The 13,550-nt window shown below is 60.9% G+C and carries 18 protein-coding genes; 10 read left to right on the top strand and 8 right to left on the bottom strand.

Translation table 11 applies throughout. The features are described 5' to 3' along the window. Positions 1–46: 46 nt before the first annotated feature. Both L6D81_RS24155 and L6D81_RS24150 read right to left on the bottom strand, forming a co-directional pair. Entirely contained in the window at positions 47–262 is a 216-nt protein-coding gene (locus L6D81_RS24155; protein WP_236182225.1) for a TIGR02450 family Trp-rich protein, read from the bottom strand. Then, complete coding sequence (locus tag L6D81_RS24150) at positions 259–1,245, bottom strand: NAD(P)/FAD-dependent oxidoreductase (protein ID WP_236182224.1); 987 nt, start codon at positions 1,243–1,245, stop codon at positions 259–261. The genes L6D81_RS24155 and L6D81_RS24150 overlap by 4 nt, the downstream gene beginning before the upstream one ends. Before the next feature lie 197 nt (positions 1,246–1,442). On the opposite strand from L6D81_RS24150, the gene L6D81_RS24145 reads away from it, so the two are divergent. Together L6D81_RS24145 and hemH are read left to right on the top strand one after the other, a co-directional pair. Beyond that, the gene (locus L6D81_RS24145; protein ID WP_236182223.1) at positions 1,443–2,345 is read left to right on the top strand and encodes a TIGR01777 family oxidoreductase; all 903 of its coding nucleotides are present in this window, start codon (positions 1,443–1,445) and stop codon (positions 2,343–2,345) included. Positions 2,346–2,358: 13 nt separating this feature from the next. Then, the gene (hemH, locus tag L6D81_RS24140; RefSeq protein WP_236182222.1) at positions 2,359–3,384 is read left to right on the top strand and encodes a ferrochelatase; all 1,026 of its coding nucleotides are present in this window, start codon (positions 2,359–2,361) and stop codon (positions 3,382–3,384) included. A gap of 97 nt (positions 3,385–3,481) precedes the next feature. Here hemH and L6D81_RS24135 read toward each other — a convergent pair whose 3' ends face one another. Both L6D81_RS24135 and upp read right to left on the bottom strand, forming a co-directional pair. Next, the gene (locus L6D81_RS24135; RefSeq protein ID WP_039766305.1) at positions 3,482–4,756 is read right to left on the bottom strand and encodes a uracil-xanthine permease family protein; all 1,275 of its coding nucleotides are present in this window, start codon (positions 4,754–4,756) and stop codon (positions 3,482–3,484) included. 2 nt (positions 4,757–4,758) lie between these two features. Then, positions 4,759–5,397 (bottom strand): uracil phosphoribosyltransferase, encoded by a 639-nt coding sequence (upp, locus tag L6D81_RS24130; protein ID WP_011335903.1) that lies wholly within the window; start codon positions 5,395–5,397, stop codon positions 4,759–4,761. Positions 5,398–5,561: 164 nt separating this feature from the next. Here upp and L6D81_RS24125 point away from each other — a divergent pair, with 164 nt between their 5' ends. The 3 genes from L6D81_RS24125 to L6D81_RS24115 all read left to right on the top strand — a co-directional run bounded on the left by L6D81_RS24125 (position 5,562) and on the right by L6D81_RS24115 (position 7,049). Continuing rightward, positions 5,562–6,119, top strand: a complete 558-nt coding sequence (locus L6D81_RS24125; RefSeq protein ID WP_236182221.1) for a hypoxanthine-guanine phosphoribosyltransferase — start codon at positions 5,562–5,564, stop codon at positions 6,117–6,119. Positions 6,120–6,206: 87 nt separating this feature from the next. Then, positions 6,207–6,686, top strand: coding sequence for a hypothetical protein (locus L6D81_RS24120; protein WP_236182220.1), 480 nt, complete (start codon positions 6,207–6,209; stop codon positions 6,684–6,686). A 63-nt stretch (positions 6,687–6,749) separates the two neighbouring features. Further along, a complete protein-coding gene (locus L6D81_RS24115; protein WP_236182219.1) occupies positions 6,750–7,049 on the top strand; it encodes a PA4642 family protein in 300 nt (99 codons plus the stop codon). Between the two features lie 48 nt (positions 7,050–7,097). Here L6D81_RS24115 and mqo read toward each other — a convergent pair whose 3' ends face one another. Both mqo and L6D81_RS24105 read right to left on the bottom strand, forming a co-directional pair. Further along, positions 7,098–8,606, bottom strand: a complete 1,509-nt coding sequence (gene mqo / locus L6D81_RS24110) for a malate dehydrogenase (quinone) (protein ID WP_236182218.1) — start codon at positions 8,604–8,606, stop codon at positions 7,098–7,100. A 699-nt stretch (positions 8,607–9,305) separates the two neighbouring features. Next, on the bottom strand, positions 9,306–9,539 hold the full coding sequence (locus L6D81_RS24105; RefSeq protein WP_039766297.1) for a hypothetical protein: 234 nt from the start codon (positions 9,537–9,539) through the stop codon (positions 9,306–9,308). Between the two features lie 190 nt (positions 9,540–9,729). Here L6D81_RS24105 and L6D81_RS24100 point away from each other — a divergent pair, with 190 nt between their 5' ends. Beyond that, positions 9,730–10,314: a YajG family lipoprotein gene (locus L6D81_RS24100; RefSeq protein WP_236182217.1), complete on the top strand. Its 585-nt coding sequence runs from the start codon at positions 9,730–9,732 to the stop codon at positions 10,312–10,314. Between the two features lie 57 nt (positions 10,315–10,371). On the opposite strand, the gene L6D81_RS24095 is transcribed toward L6D81_RS24100, so the two are convergent. Further along, the gene (locus L6D81_RS24095; RefSeq protein WP_039766399.1) at positions 10,372–10,578 is read right to left on the bottom strand and encodes a hypothetical protein; all 207 of its coding nucleotides are present in this window, start codon (positions 10,576–10,578) and stop codon (positions 10,372–10,374) included. Between the two features lie 193 nt (positions 10,579–10,771). Here L6D81_RS24095 and L6D81_RS24090 point away from each other — a divergent pair, with 193 nt between their 5' ends. Then, positions 10,772–11,050 carry a hypothetical protein gene (locus L6D81_RS24090; RefSeq protein ID WP_007951673.1) on the top strand — a complete coding sequence of 93 codons (279 nt, stop codon included), beginning with the start codon at positions 10,772–10,774 and terminating at the stop codon, positions 11,048–11,050. Positions 11,051–11,099: 49 nt separating this feature from the next. On the opposite strand, the gene L6D81_RS24085 is transcribed toward L6D81_RS24090, so the two are convergent. After that, positions 11,100–12,263, bottom strand: a complete 1,164-nt coding sequence (locus L6D81_RS24085; protein ID WP_236182216.1) for a 1-acyl-sn-glycerol-3-phosphate acyltransferase — start codon at positions 12,261–12,263, stop codon at positions 11,100–11,102. 142 nt (positions 12,264–12,405) lie between these two features. On the opposite strand from L6D81_RS24085, the gene L6D81_RS24080 reads away from it, so the two are divergent. From L6D81_RS24080 to L6D81_RS24070, 3 genes are read left to right on the top strand one after another with little or no spacing between them, the layout of a single operon-like run. Beyond that, positions 12,406–12,588, top strand: a complete 183-nt coding sequence (locus tag L6D81_RS24080; RefSeq protein ID WP_011335896.1) for a CPXCG motif-containing cysteine-rich protein — start codon at positions 12,406–12,408, stop codon at positions 12,586–12,588. 9 nt (positions 12,589–12,597) lie between these two features. After that, entirely contained in the window at positions 12,598–12,858 is a 261-nt protein-coding gene (locus L6D81_RS24075; protein ID WP_236182215.1) for a putative signal transducing protein, read from the top strand. 36 nt (positions 12,859–12,894) lie between these two features. Continuing rightward, the gene (locus L6D81_RS24070; RefSeq protein ID WP_236182214.1) at positions 12,895–13,518 is read left to right on the top strand and encodes an SOS response-associated peptidase; all 624 of its coding nucleotides are present in this window, start codon (positions 12,895–12,897) and stop codon (positions 13,516–13,518) included. Positions 13,519–13,550: the final 32 nt, after the last annotated feature.

Genomic DNA, 13,550 nt, shown 5'->3' with positions numbered 1-13,550 from the left:
CATGGGTGTACAAGTCAAACTGTTTGTATAAGTTTTTTTGAGGTTTTTAACGCCAGCCCATTTTCCAGCGTGAATCATCCTCCAGGGCGCGCCAGTCGCATTGCTCGGTACGCCGGGTCAGCACCGCCTGCAATTCGATTTCCAGCACTGTGCCGTCCTCGTCGCGGAAGAGTTCGGTCACCAGAAAATGCTTTTCACGGTTTTGCGGGTGGGCTGCTGTCCATTTCGACAGCAGCAATTTGCGCGGATTGATGCGATTCACTGCAGGTGTTCGTGCAAGCGTCTTGCCGCCTCCTGGCCACTGAGCCACGCCCCTTCGACCCGACCCGACAGGCACCAGTCGCCACAGGCATACAGGCCCAGATCGGCGTCGGCCAGGGTGCCCCATTCGTGGCTGCTGGCGGGGCGGGCATACAGCCAGCGGTGGGCGAGGCTGAAGGTCGGTGCCGGCATGGCGCTGTGCAGCAACTCGGCGAAGGCGCCGTGCAATTGTTCGATCACCGCTTCCTTGGGCAGGTCGATGTGCTGCCGGCTCCAGGCACTGGTGGCGTGCAGAACCCAGGTGTCGCAGGTGGTGTCGCGACCCGGTTTGCTGCGGTTGCGGGCCAGCCAGTCAAGGGCGCTGTCCTGAACGAAGCAGCCTTCGATCGGCGTATCCAGTGGCGTGTCGAAGGCGAGGGCGACGGCCCAGGTCGGGTCCATTTTCACGCCGGCGGCGGCGCCGGCGAGTTTCGGCGCGGAGGCCAGCAGGGCAGTGGCCTGAGGCGCCGGCGTGGCGACCACCACGTGGCTGAACGGCCCGTGGGTGAAACCCTCGGCGTCCTGCAGGTGCCAATGTTCTTCACCGCGATAGACCTCGGTGATCCGGCAGGCGAAATGCACTTCCAGGCCATCGAGCAGACCGCGGGTGATGGCGCTCATGCGCGGCGTGCCGACCCAGCGGGTCTGTTCGTCCGGCGACAGGTTCAGTTGCCCGCCATGATAGGTGTAGAGCTGCGGTGCCCATTCGGCGACCCAGCCTTTGCTTTGCCAGCGCTGGACTTCGGTCACGAAGCGCCGGTCACGGGCGGTGAAGTATTGCGCACCCATGTCCAGCGAGCCGGCATCGCTGCGCTTGCTCGACATGCGCCCGCCGCTGCCGCGACTTTTATCGAACAACTGAACGGTATGCCCGGCATCCGTGAGTGCCTGGGCGGCGGAGAGTCCGGCGATGCCGGTGCCAATGATTGCGATAGGTACAGTCATAGGGGCCTCGTTTACCTTTCTGCACAGACTACGCCGTGGATGAAACCTGTACAATTATGTTTTTTGGTATAACTTCCAGCGTTCTGGTTCTGACAGCTTGGCCTATGGTTAAACAATAGAGCCTGCCCGATAGAAAAGATCCCTGTTTATAAAAATAGACTAGTGATCGGGGTAAAACGCCACGCGAGGAAGAAGTCATGCACATATTGCTGACCGGCGGTACTGGGTTGATCGGACGTCAGCTTTGCCGGTACTGGTCCGGACAAGGGCATCGCCTGACGGTCTGGAGCCGCCGTCTGGAGAAAGTTGCGCAAATCTGTGGCGCCCAGGTGCGTGGCGTCGCGCGTCTGGAGGACCTTGGCGACGAACCGGTCGACGTGATCGTCAACCTGGCCGGTGCGCCGATTGCCGACCGGCCGTGGACCCATCGGCGCAAGGCGCTGTTGTGGAGCAGCCGGATCACACTGACCGAATCGCTGCTGGCATGGCTGGAAAAGCGCGGGCAGAAACCGTCGCTGCTGATCTCGGGCTCGGCCGTGGGTTGGTACGGTGACGGCGGCGAACGTGAGTTGACCGAGGACTCGCCGCCGGTGATTGACGATTTCGCCAGCCAGTTGTGCATCGCCTGGGAGGAAACCGCGCAACGCGCCGAAGCGATGGACATTCGCGTGGTGCTGGTGCGCACCGGCCTGGTGCTGTCGGCCGAGGGCGGCTTTTTGTCGCGCCTGCTGCTGCCGTTCAAGCTCGGGCTGGGCGGGCCTTTGGGCAACGGTCGGCAGTGGATGCCGTGGATTCATATCGATGACCAAATCGCCCTGATTGATTTTCTTCTGCACCGCAATCAGGCGAGCGGTCCTTATAATGCGTGCGCGCCGAAACCGGTGCGCAATCGCGAATTCGCCAGGACGCTGGGCAGCGTGTTGCACCGCCCGGCGTTCATGCCGATGCCGGCCCTCGCCTTGAAGGTCGGGCTCGGCGAGATGTCATTGCTGTTGCTGGGAGGCCAACGGGCCACGCCCAAACGCTTGCTGGAAGCGGGATTCACTTTCCGGTTCACGGATTTACGCGCGGCCCTGGACGATCTGTCCAGCCGCCTCTGAAATAGGACGTTGCATGACCGATCACGCCTTGCTTCTGGTCAACCTGGGCTCGCCGGCCTCCACTTCGGTGGCCGACGTGCGCCGCTATCTCAATCAATTCCTGATGGACCCGTACGTGATCGACCTGCCGTGGCCGCTGCGGCGTCTGCTGGTGTCGCTGATCCTGATCAAGCGCCCGGAGCAGTCGGCCCATGCCTACGCCTCGATCTGGTGGGACGAAGGGTCGCCGCTGGTGGTGCTCAGTCGTCGCCTGCAACAGCAGATGAAGGCGCAGTGGACCCACGGCCCGGTGGAACTGGCCATGCGTTACGGTGAGCCGTCGATTGAGACAAGTCTGATGAAGCTGGTAGCGGCGGGGCACAAACGCATTACCCTCGCGCCGCTTTATCCACAGTTCGCCGACAGTACCACCACCACGGTGATTGAAGAAGCCAAGCGGGTGGTACGCGAAAAGAAACTCAATGTGCAACTGTCGGTGTTGCAGCCGTTCTACGATCAGCCGGAGTACCTCGACGCTCTGGTGGCGAGCGCCAAGCCGCACTTGCAGCAGGATTACGATCACCTGTTGCTGAGCTTCCATGGTTTGCCCGAGCGGCACCTGACCAAGCTCGACCCGACCGGCAATCATTGCTTCAAGAATGAAGATTGCTGCAGGAACGCTTCGGCTGCCGTCCTGGCCACCTGTTATCGCGCCCAATGCCTGCGCACCGCGGCGTTGTTCGCTGAGCGCATGGGGCTGGCGGACGGCAAGTGGTCGGTGTCGTTTCAATCGCGTCTGGGCCGGGCGAAATGGATCGAGCCCTACACTGAAGCGCGGCTGGACGAGCTGGCCAACAGCGGCGTGAAGAAGATTCTGGTGATGTGCCCGGCGTTTGTTGCCGATTGCATCGAGACGCTGGAAGAGATCGGCGATCGCGGCAAGGAACAGTTCCGCGAGGCGGGGGGCGAAGAGCTGGTGCTGGTGCCGTGCCTGAATGACGACCCGCAATGGGCGAAGGCGTTGGCAACGCTTTGTGAACGGGCGCCGTTGGCCCTCTGAAAGCGTCGCCAGCAGGCTGGCTTTGATCGTTCCCACGCAGAGCGTGGGAACGATCAGTGTGGGTTGATCCGCGTGGGAACGATCTTGAAGCTAAGGCTTAGATCAGCGGCTCATCCGCCTTCTTCTGCTTCCAGCCGTCATTGCCCGGCAGCAGCAGGTTCAGCGCAATCGCCACCACCGCGCACAGCGCGATGCCTTTGAGACCGAAGTCGTCGGGACCGGTGCCGGTGCCGACCAGCACACCGCCGATACCGAACACCAGGGTTACCGAGACGATCACCAGATTGCGCGCCTCGCCCAGATCGATCTTGTGACGGATCAGGGTGTTCATCCCCACCGCCGCGATCGAACCGAACAGCAGGCACAGAATCCCGCCCATCACCGGCACCGGAATGCTTTGCAGCAGGGCGCCGAACTTGCCGATGAACGCCAGGCTGATGGCGAAGATCGCCGCCCAGGTCATGATTTTCGGGTTGTAGTTCTTGGTCAGCATCACCGCGCCTGTCACTTCCGCGTAGGTGGTGTTGGGCGGACCGCCGAACAGACCGGCTGCGGTGGTGGCGATGCCGTCACCGAGCAGGGTGCGATGCAGGCCCGGCTTCTTCAGGTAGTCGCGACCGGTCACGCTGCCGACCGCAATCACGCCGCCGATGTGTTCGATGGCCGGGGCCAGCGCTACCGGAACGATGAACAGGATCGCCTGCCAGTTGAACTCCGGTGCGGTGAAGGCCGGCAGGGCAAACCACGGTGCCGCGGCAATCTTTGCGGTGTCGACCACGCCGAAGTAGAAGGACAGGGCAAAGCCCACCAGCACGCCGGAAATGATCGGCACCAGACGGAAAATGCCCTTGCCGAACACCGCCACGATCAACGTGGTCAGCAGCGCCGGCATCGAGATCATCATCGCGGTCTGGTAATGGATCAGCTCCGAACCGTCGCCGGCCTTGCCCATCGCCATGTTCGCGGCAATCGGCGCCATGGCCAGGCCGATGGAGATAATCACAGGGCCGATCACCACCGGCGGCAGCAGACGGTCAATGAACCCGGTGCCTTTGATCTTCACGGCAAGGCCGAGGAAGGTGTAGACGAAACCGGCCGCCATCACGCCGCCCATGGTCGCGGCGAGGCCGAACTGGCCCTTGGCGAGAATGATCGGGGTAATGAAGGCGAAGCTCGACGCCAGGAACACCGGTACCTGACGCCCGGTGACGATCTGGAACAGTATCGTGCCCAGACCTGCGGTAAACAGTGCCACGTTCGGGTCCAGGCCCGTGATCAGTGGCATCAGCACCAGGGCGCCGAAAGCCACGAACAGCATCTGTGCGCCGGACAGTACGGTGCGCCAGAGCGGATCGTTGAACTCTTGTTGCATGCTTAAGCGTCCTTCTGCTTGGTGCCGAAGATCTTGTCACCGGCATCGCCAAGCCCAGGAATGATGTAACCGTGCTCGTTGAGTTTCTGATCGATGGACGCGGTGTAAATGATCACGTCCGGGTGGGCCTGCTCGACAGCGGCAATGCCTTCCGGTGCGGCAACCAGCACCATCGCGCGGATGTCCTTGCAACCGGCCTTCTTCAGCAGGTCGATGGTCGCGACCATGGAGCTGCCGGTGGCGAGCATCGGGTCGATGATCATCGCCAGGCGCTCGTCGATTTCCGGAACCAGTTTTTCCAGATAGGTGTGGGCCTGCAAGGTTTCTTCGTTGCGGGCAACGCCCACGGCGCTGACTTTTGCGCCCGGGATCAGGCTGAGCACGCCTTCGAGCATGCCGATGCCGGCGCGCAGGATCGGCACGACGGTAATCTTCTTGCCGGCGATTTTCTCGACCGACACAGTGCCGCACCAACCTTCGATATCGTAGGTTTCCAGCGGCAGGTCTTTGGTCGCTTCATAGGTCAACAGGGCACCGACTTCCTGAGCGAGCTCACGGAAATTCTTGGTGCTGATGTCTGCACGGCGCATAAGGCCAAGTTTGTGACGGATCAGCGGATGGCGGATCTCTTGGATGGACATGGGGAAAGGCTCCGGCGGCGGGCAAAAAAACCGGCCTAGATTAATCTATCCGAGGGTGATGTCCTATAGGACATACAGTACGTTAGTCCACAAATGCTTGATTCGGCCCCGGTTGATGCGTACCTTTGCCCGCTTTTCCGAAATCCGTCCCCCTGGAGAGCGCCATGTCCGCTGATCTCGAGCATATCCGTCAAATCATGCGAGAGGCTGACTGCCTGTACACCGAAGCTGAAGTCGAGGCTGCCATTGCCCGCGTCGGTGCACAAATCAACGAACAACTGGCCGACAGCAACCCGGTGGTGTTCTGCGTGATGAACGGTGGCCTGATCTTCTCCGGCAAACTGCTGACTCATTTGCAGTTCCCGCTGGAAGCGTCCTACCTGCACGCCACCCGCTATCGCAACGAAACCAGTGGTGGCGACCTGTTCTGGAAAGCCAAGCCGGAAGTCTCGTTCATCGACCGCGACGTGCTGATCATCGACGACATCCTCGACGAAGGTCACACCCTCGGCGCGATCATCGACTTCTGCCGTCACGCTGGCGCGCGCAAAGTGCACACTGCCGTGCTGATCGACAAGGAGCACGACCGCAAGGCTCGTCCTGATCTGAAAGCCGACTTCGTCGGTCTGCCGTGCATCGACCGTTACATCTTCGGTTACGGCATGGACTACAAAGGCTACTGGCGCAACGCCAACGGGATCTTCGCCGTCAAAGGCATGTAAGCCCCCCCTGAAAGATCGCAGCCCCAGGCTGCGATCTTTTGCTTTAAAGGCTGCTAAAGTGCTCGGCCCCGTCCCCCGGAGCCTGTCATGAGCCTCTTGATCCGCAGCTGCGCCGCTCTGTTGCTGACCCTCAGCCTGCCCCTGTCCGCCGCTCCGATGCACAGTCAATTCCTGCCGCCGGACGATCTGACCCTGCGCGATGCCGAACCCGAGCAGCAGCAACTGTTGCAGGTCACCGATTATTCAGTGGTGGTGGGGGCCCAGCGTCAGTCCAATCAGCAGCCGATTCCGGTCACCTCTTCGTTGATGATCCGCCTCAAAGGCAAACCCCTGAACAAGGGGGCGTCGATCAATCAGGTGCTGGTCAACTTCGATGGCGAAAGCAAAAGCCTGAAAAAACCGGCGTATGACGCCAAGAGCAAAACCCTGACGCTCTATTACCCGCTGGCCCAGTACCGGGTGGTGATCGATCTGTTGCGCAATGGCACCGTGTATTGCCAGTTCCTGACCTACGCCAACGGTCATATCTGGGCCGATTTGCACACCGGCAGCACGCGCTCGCGTTGAGCCTTGTGCCTGCGCAGGGGTAAACTGCCCGCCCCGTGAAATGTCTGCGAGCTGGAGTCGGCAATGCGTAAAGATAAGAAGCAAGTGATTGGTGACGAGATCGGCGATGAGCAGATCAAGCTGTTTCTCGATTTTGAGCCGGTCGACGCCACTTCGCCGTCGCTGCACAAACTGGTCAAGGCTTACCGTGGCCTGCGCATCGACGATTTCGAGCGTTTCCTGACGTTCTTCGTTGCAGCCGGTTATGACGTGGATGGCAAGGACGAGCACGGCAAGACCTTCGTCGATCAGATCCGCGATCAGCGCAACGCCCAGGAATACATCGAGCTGATCGAGAAAGCCCGCGGTTTTCTAAAGGCATAAAAAACGCCCCGCACTGACTGAGTGCGGGGCGTTTTTCATGGGGCCGAATCAGGCGTAGCTTTCGGTCTCGTTGCTGGCTTCAACCAGTTCCAGCGCGACGTTGTTCTGCGTGTTGATCTTGCGATACAGCGCAGCGTCGGTTTCCAGGACCTTTTCACGGGCCGGGAAAATTTCCGCCAGTTTGGCAGCCCACTCACCCTTGGCCTTGGCCGGGAAGCACTTCTCGATCAGTTCCAGCATGATCGAAACGGTCACCGAAGCACCTGGTGAAGCGCCGAGCAGGGCGGCGAGGGAGCCGTCCTTCGCGGCCACCAGTTCGGTACCGAACTGCAGGATGCCGCCTTTTTTCGGGTCTTTCTTGATGATCTGCACCCGTTGGCCGGCCACTTCCAGGCGCCAGTCTTCGGCTTTCGCCTCGGGGTAGAAACGGCGCAGGGATTCCAGACGCTGTTCCATCGACTGCATCACTTCGCTGACCAGGTACTTGGTCAGGTCCATGTTGTTTTTTGCCACGGCCAGCATCGGCCCGATGTTGCCGGCGCGAACCGACAGCGGCAGGTCCATGAAGGAGCCGTGCTTGAGGAACTTGGTGGTGAAACCGGCGTATGGCCCGAACAGCAGGGATTTCTTGCCGTCGACCACGCGGGTGTCCAGGTGCGGCACGGACATCGGTGGCGAACCCACGGCCGCCTGGCTGTAAACCTTGGCCTGGTGATGCTTGACCACATCCGGGTTGTCGCAACGCAGCCACTGGCCGCTGATCGGGAAGCCGCCGAAGCCTTTGCTTTCTTCGATGCCCGAGGCTTGCAGCAGCGGCAGGGCCGCGCCACCGGCGCCGAGGAACACGAACTTGGCGTCGACTTCACGGCTGCTGCCGCTGTTGACGTCCTTGATGCTGACGGTCCAGCCATTGCCGTTACGCTTGAGGCCGGTCACGCGCTTGCAGTACTTGACCTGGGCATCGGGTGCGCTGGTCAGGTGCTTGAGCAACTGATTGGTCAGGGCGCCGAAGTTGACGTCGGTGCCGTTGATCACGCGGGTGGCGGCGAGCACCTGGTCTTTTGGACGACCCGGCATCATCAGTGGCATCCACTCGGCCATCTTCGCCTTGTCTTCGGTGTATTCCATGTCGGCGAAGGCGTGGTGCTTGTGCAGCACGTTGAAGCGTTCCTTGAGGAACGACACGCCTTTCTCGCCCTCGACGTAACTCAGGTGCGGCACCGGACTGATGAAGGATTTGCACGAGCCGAACGTGCCTTTTTTGGTCAGGTACGACCAGAACTGCTTCGACACCTCGAACTGGGTGTTGATGTGCACGGCTTTCTTGATGTCGACGGTGCCGTCGGCAGCCTGCGGCGTGTAGTTCAGCTCGCACAGGCCGGCGTGGCCGGTACCGGCGTTGTTCCAGGGGTTGGAACTCTCGGCGGCACCGGAATCCATCAGCTCGACGACTTCCAGCTTGATCGCCGGGTCGAGTTCCTTGAGCAGTACTGCGAGGGTGGCACTCATGATGCCGGCCCCAACCAGAACTACGTCGACTGCTTCGTTATGCGCCATTTAACGCGTCTCCAAAATCTGCAGCACCAAATTGTCGGCATGGCTGCCAGGCGTCCAGGGCAGGTCAGTTGAGCCCCGGTATCCTTGGTCAGGTGTGCCATGTCCGAATCTTCGCAATTTTTCGCAACTTCGACGGATGCGTGCGGCCTGGCTTCAAGAGTCCCATGAACTCATTTCGGCACGGGGCTGGCAATTCGACTTATGGTCGAGACATCCGTTCGTGCAACCAAATCCGTAGCGGACAGGCTTCAGGCTCCGGTAGTCGAGGCGTTCCCGTTCCTGTGTCGTTGGGCTGTTTCAGACGCTAATGGTGCATGTTCAGACGCAAAACTATTCATTTGCTCGCCACACTCTTGTGAAGTTGTGAAAACCCGTTTTTTTCACGCTCTTTTGAAGACGTGAACCTCAAAAAGGGCTGTCCGGGGCTGGCACCGTGCCCGGAGGGGCAAACTACTCAGTGGCCGAGCGTCATGACAGCTCTGCAGATTCGCGAAAAGCGGGATTTGCCAGGGAAACAGCAAGCACGCCAGCTTCACTCGATCTGTGTGGGCGGCTCTCTGTGGGCGATTTGGATGCCAATGCAAGCGCATTGACGCTGTTGCGGGGCCCGATCAGGAGACGTCCTTATAATCGGGGGGAGATTGTATCGAAGAAATGCGCGGAGTTGGTCGAGTTTAATGACTTTTATTAGGCATCCGGTCAGATGCTCAACATTGCCTGAGCGCGTGCGCGTGGGCGCTGCTGTTCGACCCGGGCGCTGGCGGGCAGTGGCTGGTGCAGCCAGTTGAGACGGATTTCCTCGATTTCCACCCAGCCGTCACCCATCGGTTGCAGGCTGCATTGCTTGAAGGCCTGGCAATGGCCGTTGCGGTCGAGCAGGGCAAAGCTGCGGTGCAGCGGGCGGGGGGCGAACAACGAGATCAGATAGCGCATGACAGTGCTCCTTTTGGGAATCTGTGAGGAAGATTGTCAAAGGGGCGTGACGCGCACGTGTATGGGGGGTGAAGAATGTGTGACAGGAACCGCTGGCGGCGGGCTTTGTCAGAGATTTCAGTGCTGGTGACCCACAGTGGCCCACCGCTATACTGCCGGCCTGTCTGTGCCTGATTCTGGAGAGAAGAGCATGTTGCAACGCCTGTTGTTCGGTTTGATCACTGTGACCAGTTTGACCCTGGTTGGCTGCGCCCACAGCCCGCAACAACTGAGCCCGGAACCGAAGCTGACCACTCAGCTGGCACCGGTCGGCCATGGCCAGCCTGTCGTGGTTCGCGTGGTTGACGGTCGTCCGTCACCAACCCTCGGCACCCGTGGCGGCCTGTACCCGGAAACCAGCGCCATCACCGTGCAGCGCGAGCAGATCCTGCCGAAGTTGCAGGCCCAGGCCGAAGCGGCCGTACGTCTGCTGGGCTTCACCCCGTCCAGCGGTGCGATGAATGCTCCACAACTGACCGTGACCCTGACTGAGCTGAAATACCAGTCGCCGAAAGAAGGCATGTACGTGACCGAGGCCACCATCGGCGCGACCTTCCGCTCCGACGTGCAGAGCGGCAACCGTCGCTACAGCGGCCGTTACGGCGCCTCGCTGGACCAGCGTTTCGGCATGGCGCCGAACCAGGAAACCAACACCAAACTGGTCAGCGATGTGCTGAGCGATGCGTTGACCCGTCTGTTCAAGGATCCGTCCATAGGCCAGATCCTCGCCGAATAAGCCATGCACCAGATGTGAAAAAGCCCGGAGCCAGTGATGGCCCCGGGCTTTTTTCGTTCAGGCGGCCTGGGAATAGAAGTCGAGGACGCTGACGCCGGTCAGCAGGTCGGTCTCGGGCAAGTCCGCGTGCTGGTGCCCGCCGAGGGCGCAATACACCAGCCAGTGACGGTCCTGAACATTGAAGGCCAGGCTGCCGACGAGGGTTTGCTGCTCGTCGGACGGGGAGATGAGGTACAGGCGATCCTGGTTTTCAGCGTGAAGCATGTCGCGTTCCGTGTCGGTTTCGAGGCGCGCAGGGTGACTGAAACAAATGACGATGCCGTGACACAGGACAGCCATCGGTCGATTGATGGGTTATTTGTCGTAAAGACTGGGGTTGGCGGGGAGGGTTCCGGTAGAATCCGCGCCGCGGTCGTCGATCTGGCGCTCGCCATACCGGTCTAGATTGAGGTCTGTGATGTCGCTGCACTTGATGACGCTGTTTACCGCCCATCCCGCCAAACTGATCAACCTGCTGGCCCTGCTGTTGGCCTTCCCCGGCAGTTGGCTGCTGCACGCGACCCGTCGCCGTGAACAACGGGCGATGGCCAGTATCGCGGCCCAGCGCCAAAGTCAGCCGAATCAGGAACCGGTGCTCGATTGGGCGACCCTGCGCATGAACCGCTTCTTCTACCGCTTCGGTTTTGCCTGCCTGGGGCTGGCGTTGCTGGTGTCCTGGATCAGTACCCGCTTCTGAACGAAGAACGGCGCCCGAAGGCGCCGTTCTTGTATCCGGCCAAAACCGCTTACAGCGGCAAGCCAGCCTTGACCCGGTACTGATTGCGCACTGGCGTCGCATATTGCAGCACCAGATACGGACGATGCTCTTGCGGGCAAGCGTCCAGACGGCTCTGCCACTCTTCCTGGGCCTTGGCCAGTTCCTCGGCACCGAACACGTCGGCAGCCTTCGGCACGTTCAACTGCGGATCGGCATCGGCCCACTGCGCATACGCCAGGTAATGCACCGGGAACAACCGGTAGCCGCCGAGAATCTGCTTGTCCATCTCGACCGCCAATTGCTTGGTGTCCTCGAACAGCTCGGTGATCGGCGCAGCGAAGTTCACGTGCACCCGGCCCTTGTAGCCGGTGATGCCCTTGGCGATGCTCACGTCATCCTCGCCCGGCGCCTTGCTGTAGGTGCCGGTGGTGGCGCGGATGTACAGCTCACGGGCCTTGGCCTGGTCGCACGGGTCGTATTCGTAGCTGATCGACACCGGAGTCAGGTTCAGCGACTGGATGACCTCGCCGAACGGCTCGTCCTTGCGGCTCATGTGGAACATCTTGAGGATCGCCGACTCGGTACGATCGTCGCCGTCCTTGGCCCGACCTTCGGCCTGGGCGATCCAGATCGAGGCGCAATCATTGCGGATCGAGTGGTTGATGTAGGCCGACAGCAATTGATACGCCGCCATTTTCTCGCGGCGCCCGGTGATCGAACGGTGCACGATGAAGCTCTTGTTCAAGCGCATCAGGTCGCTGACGAACGGCTTTTGCAGCAGGTTGTCGCCAATCGCGATACGCGGCGTCGGCAGGCCGGCGTGGTACACGGCGTAATTGACGAAGGCCGGGTCCATCACGATGTCGCGGTGGTTGGCGATGAACAGGTAGGCGCTGCCGGACTTGAATTGTTCGACACCGGTGTAGGTCACGCCATCGGTGGCGCGCTCGATGGTGTGGTCGACGTAGAACTCGACCTTGTCCTGCAAAGTGGCCACGGAGGTCACGTCGGCAAACTCACGACGCAGCCGATGGGCTATAAGGGGTTTGAGCATCCAGCCGAAGGCACCGGCAAAACGCGGGAAGCGGAAGTGGGTGAGGATATCTAGAAACGCCTTGTCGCCGAGCAGTCGCGCCAGTACCGCAGGTACTTCGCTGTCGTCGTAAGGTCGGATGGCATCGAATTCGCCCATCATGCTCTCTTGTTGGAAACGGCTAGGGTAAGTAAAGGTTTTGATCGAAAACCAACGGGGCACGGTCTGAAAAAGTAGCCAGACAAAAATAGCCCTGCAAATAGACCGGCGATTATACGCACAAGTCACCCGGGAGACCGCGATGCTGGAAAGCGCAGTATATGAATGTCCGTATTGTGGTGAAGAGGTCGAGACGACCGTGGATCTCTCCGCTGGCGACCAGACCTATATTGAAGACTGTCAGGTCTGTTGTCGGCCGATCACCTTTGTGTTGCAGGTCCATGGAGAGGACTGGTTTCTGGAAGTCTTCAGCGAAAACGAGTGAGGCGCGGCCATGCAGCGAATCTACGAGCCGGAAAACCTGATGGAGGGCGAGATGCTCAAGGGCATGCTCGCCAGCGAGGGCATCGAGGCGCATCTGGTCGGGCGCGATTTGCTGGGCGGTACGGGGGAGTTGCCGATTTTCGGCCTGTTGGGCCTGTCGGTCGATAACGACCAGGCCGAATACGCCCGCGAGCTGATCCGTGCGTACAATGCCGCGCTGCCGCTGCCCGGCGATGAACCGGATGGCTATCCCGGGACGCTGGTCTGTTAGGCTGGCGTTCGTTTTATTTGTGAGTCGTGCTGCCCCATGTGTGGACGTTATGCCCTGTTTCGCTGGAACCGCGATTTTGCGAGCCTGCCAGGTTTTCCTGCCGATCAGCAGGCGCAGTGGAACATTTCCCCCAACGATTCGGTGTTGATGCTGCGCGCCGAACCCGACGGCCAGCGCACGCTGGCCCGTGCGCGTTGGGGGCTGACGCCGCCGTGGCTGACCGACCTGTCACGTACCCCGGCCCACGCCCGGGCCGAAACCGTCGCCGAGCAGCCGATGTTCCGTGAAGCCCTGCGTCTGCGTCGCTGTCTGCTGCCGGCCAACGGCTTCTACGAATGGCGCGGCACCACGCGCAAGCGCCCGTACTGGCTGACGCCGGGGGAGGGTTCTTCGTTGTTTTTTGCGGCGATCTGGGAAGCGTATCCGGTGCAGGAGCAAGTCTGGCTGAGTACGGCGGTAATAACACAACCGGCCGCCAGTCAGCGCCGGCCGTTGATTCTCGATGAGGCGGGGCAGGCGGCGTGGCTTGATCCTGAAACGCCGTTGCACGTCCTGCAGGGTTTGCTCGCCAGCGAGCCTGCCGCCTTGCGCGAGCGGGTGCTGGCGAACCTGGTCAATGATCCGAAACTCAATGGGCCGGAGTGTTTGACCCCGGCCTGACCCTGCAGTGATCGTTCCCGCGCCGAGCGTGG

It is taken from the genome of Pseudomonas sputi (assembly GCF_021603585.1).
In the GTDB taxonomy this organism is placed as follows: domain Bacteria; phylum Pseudomonadota; class Gammaproteobacteria; order Pseudomonadales; family Pseudomonadaceae; genus Aquipseudomonas; species Aquipseudomonas sputi.
This window is presented reverse-complemented; position numbering and strand designations above follow the sequence as displayed.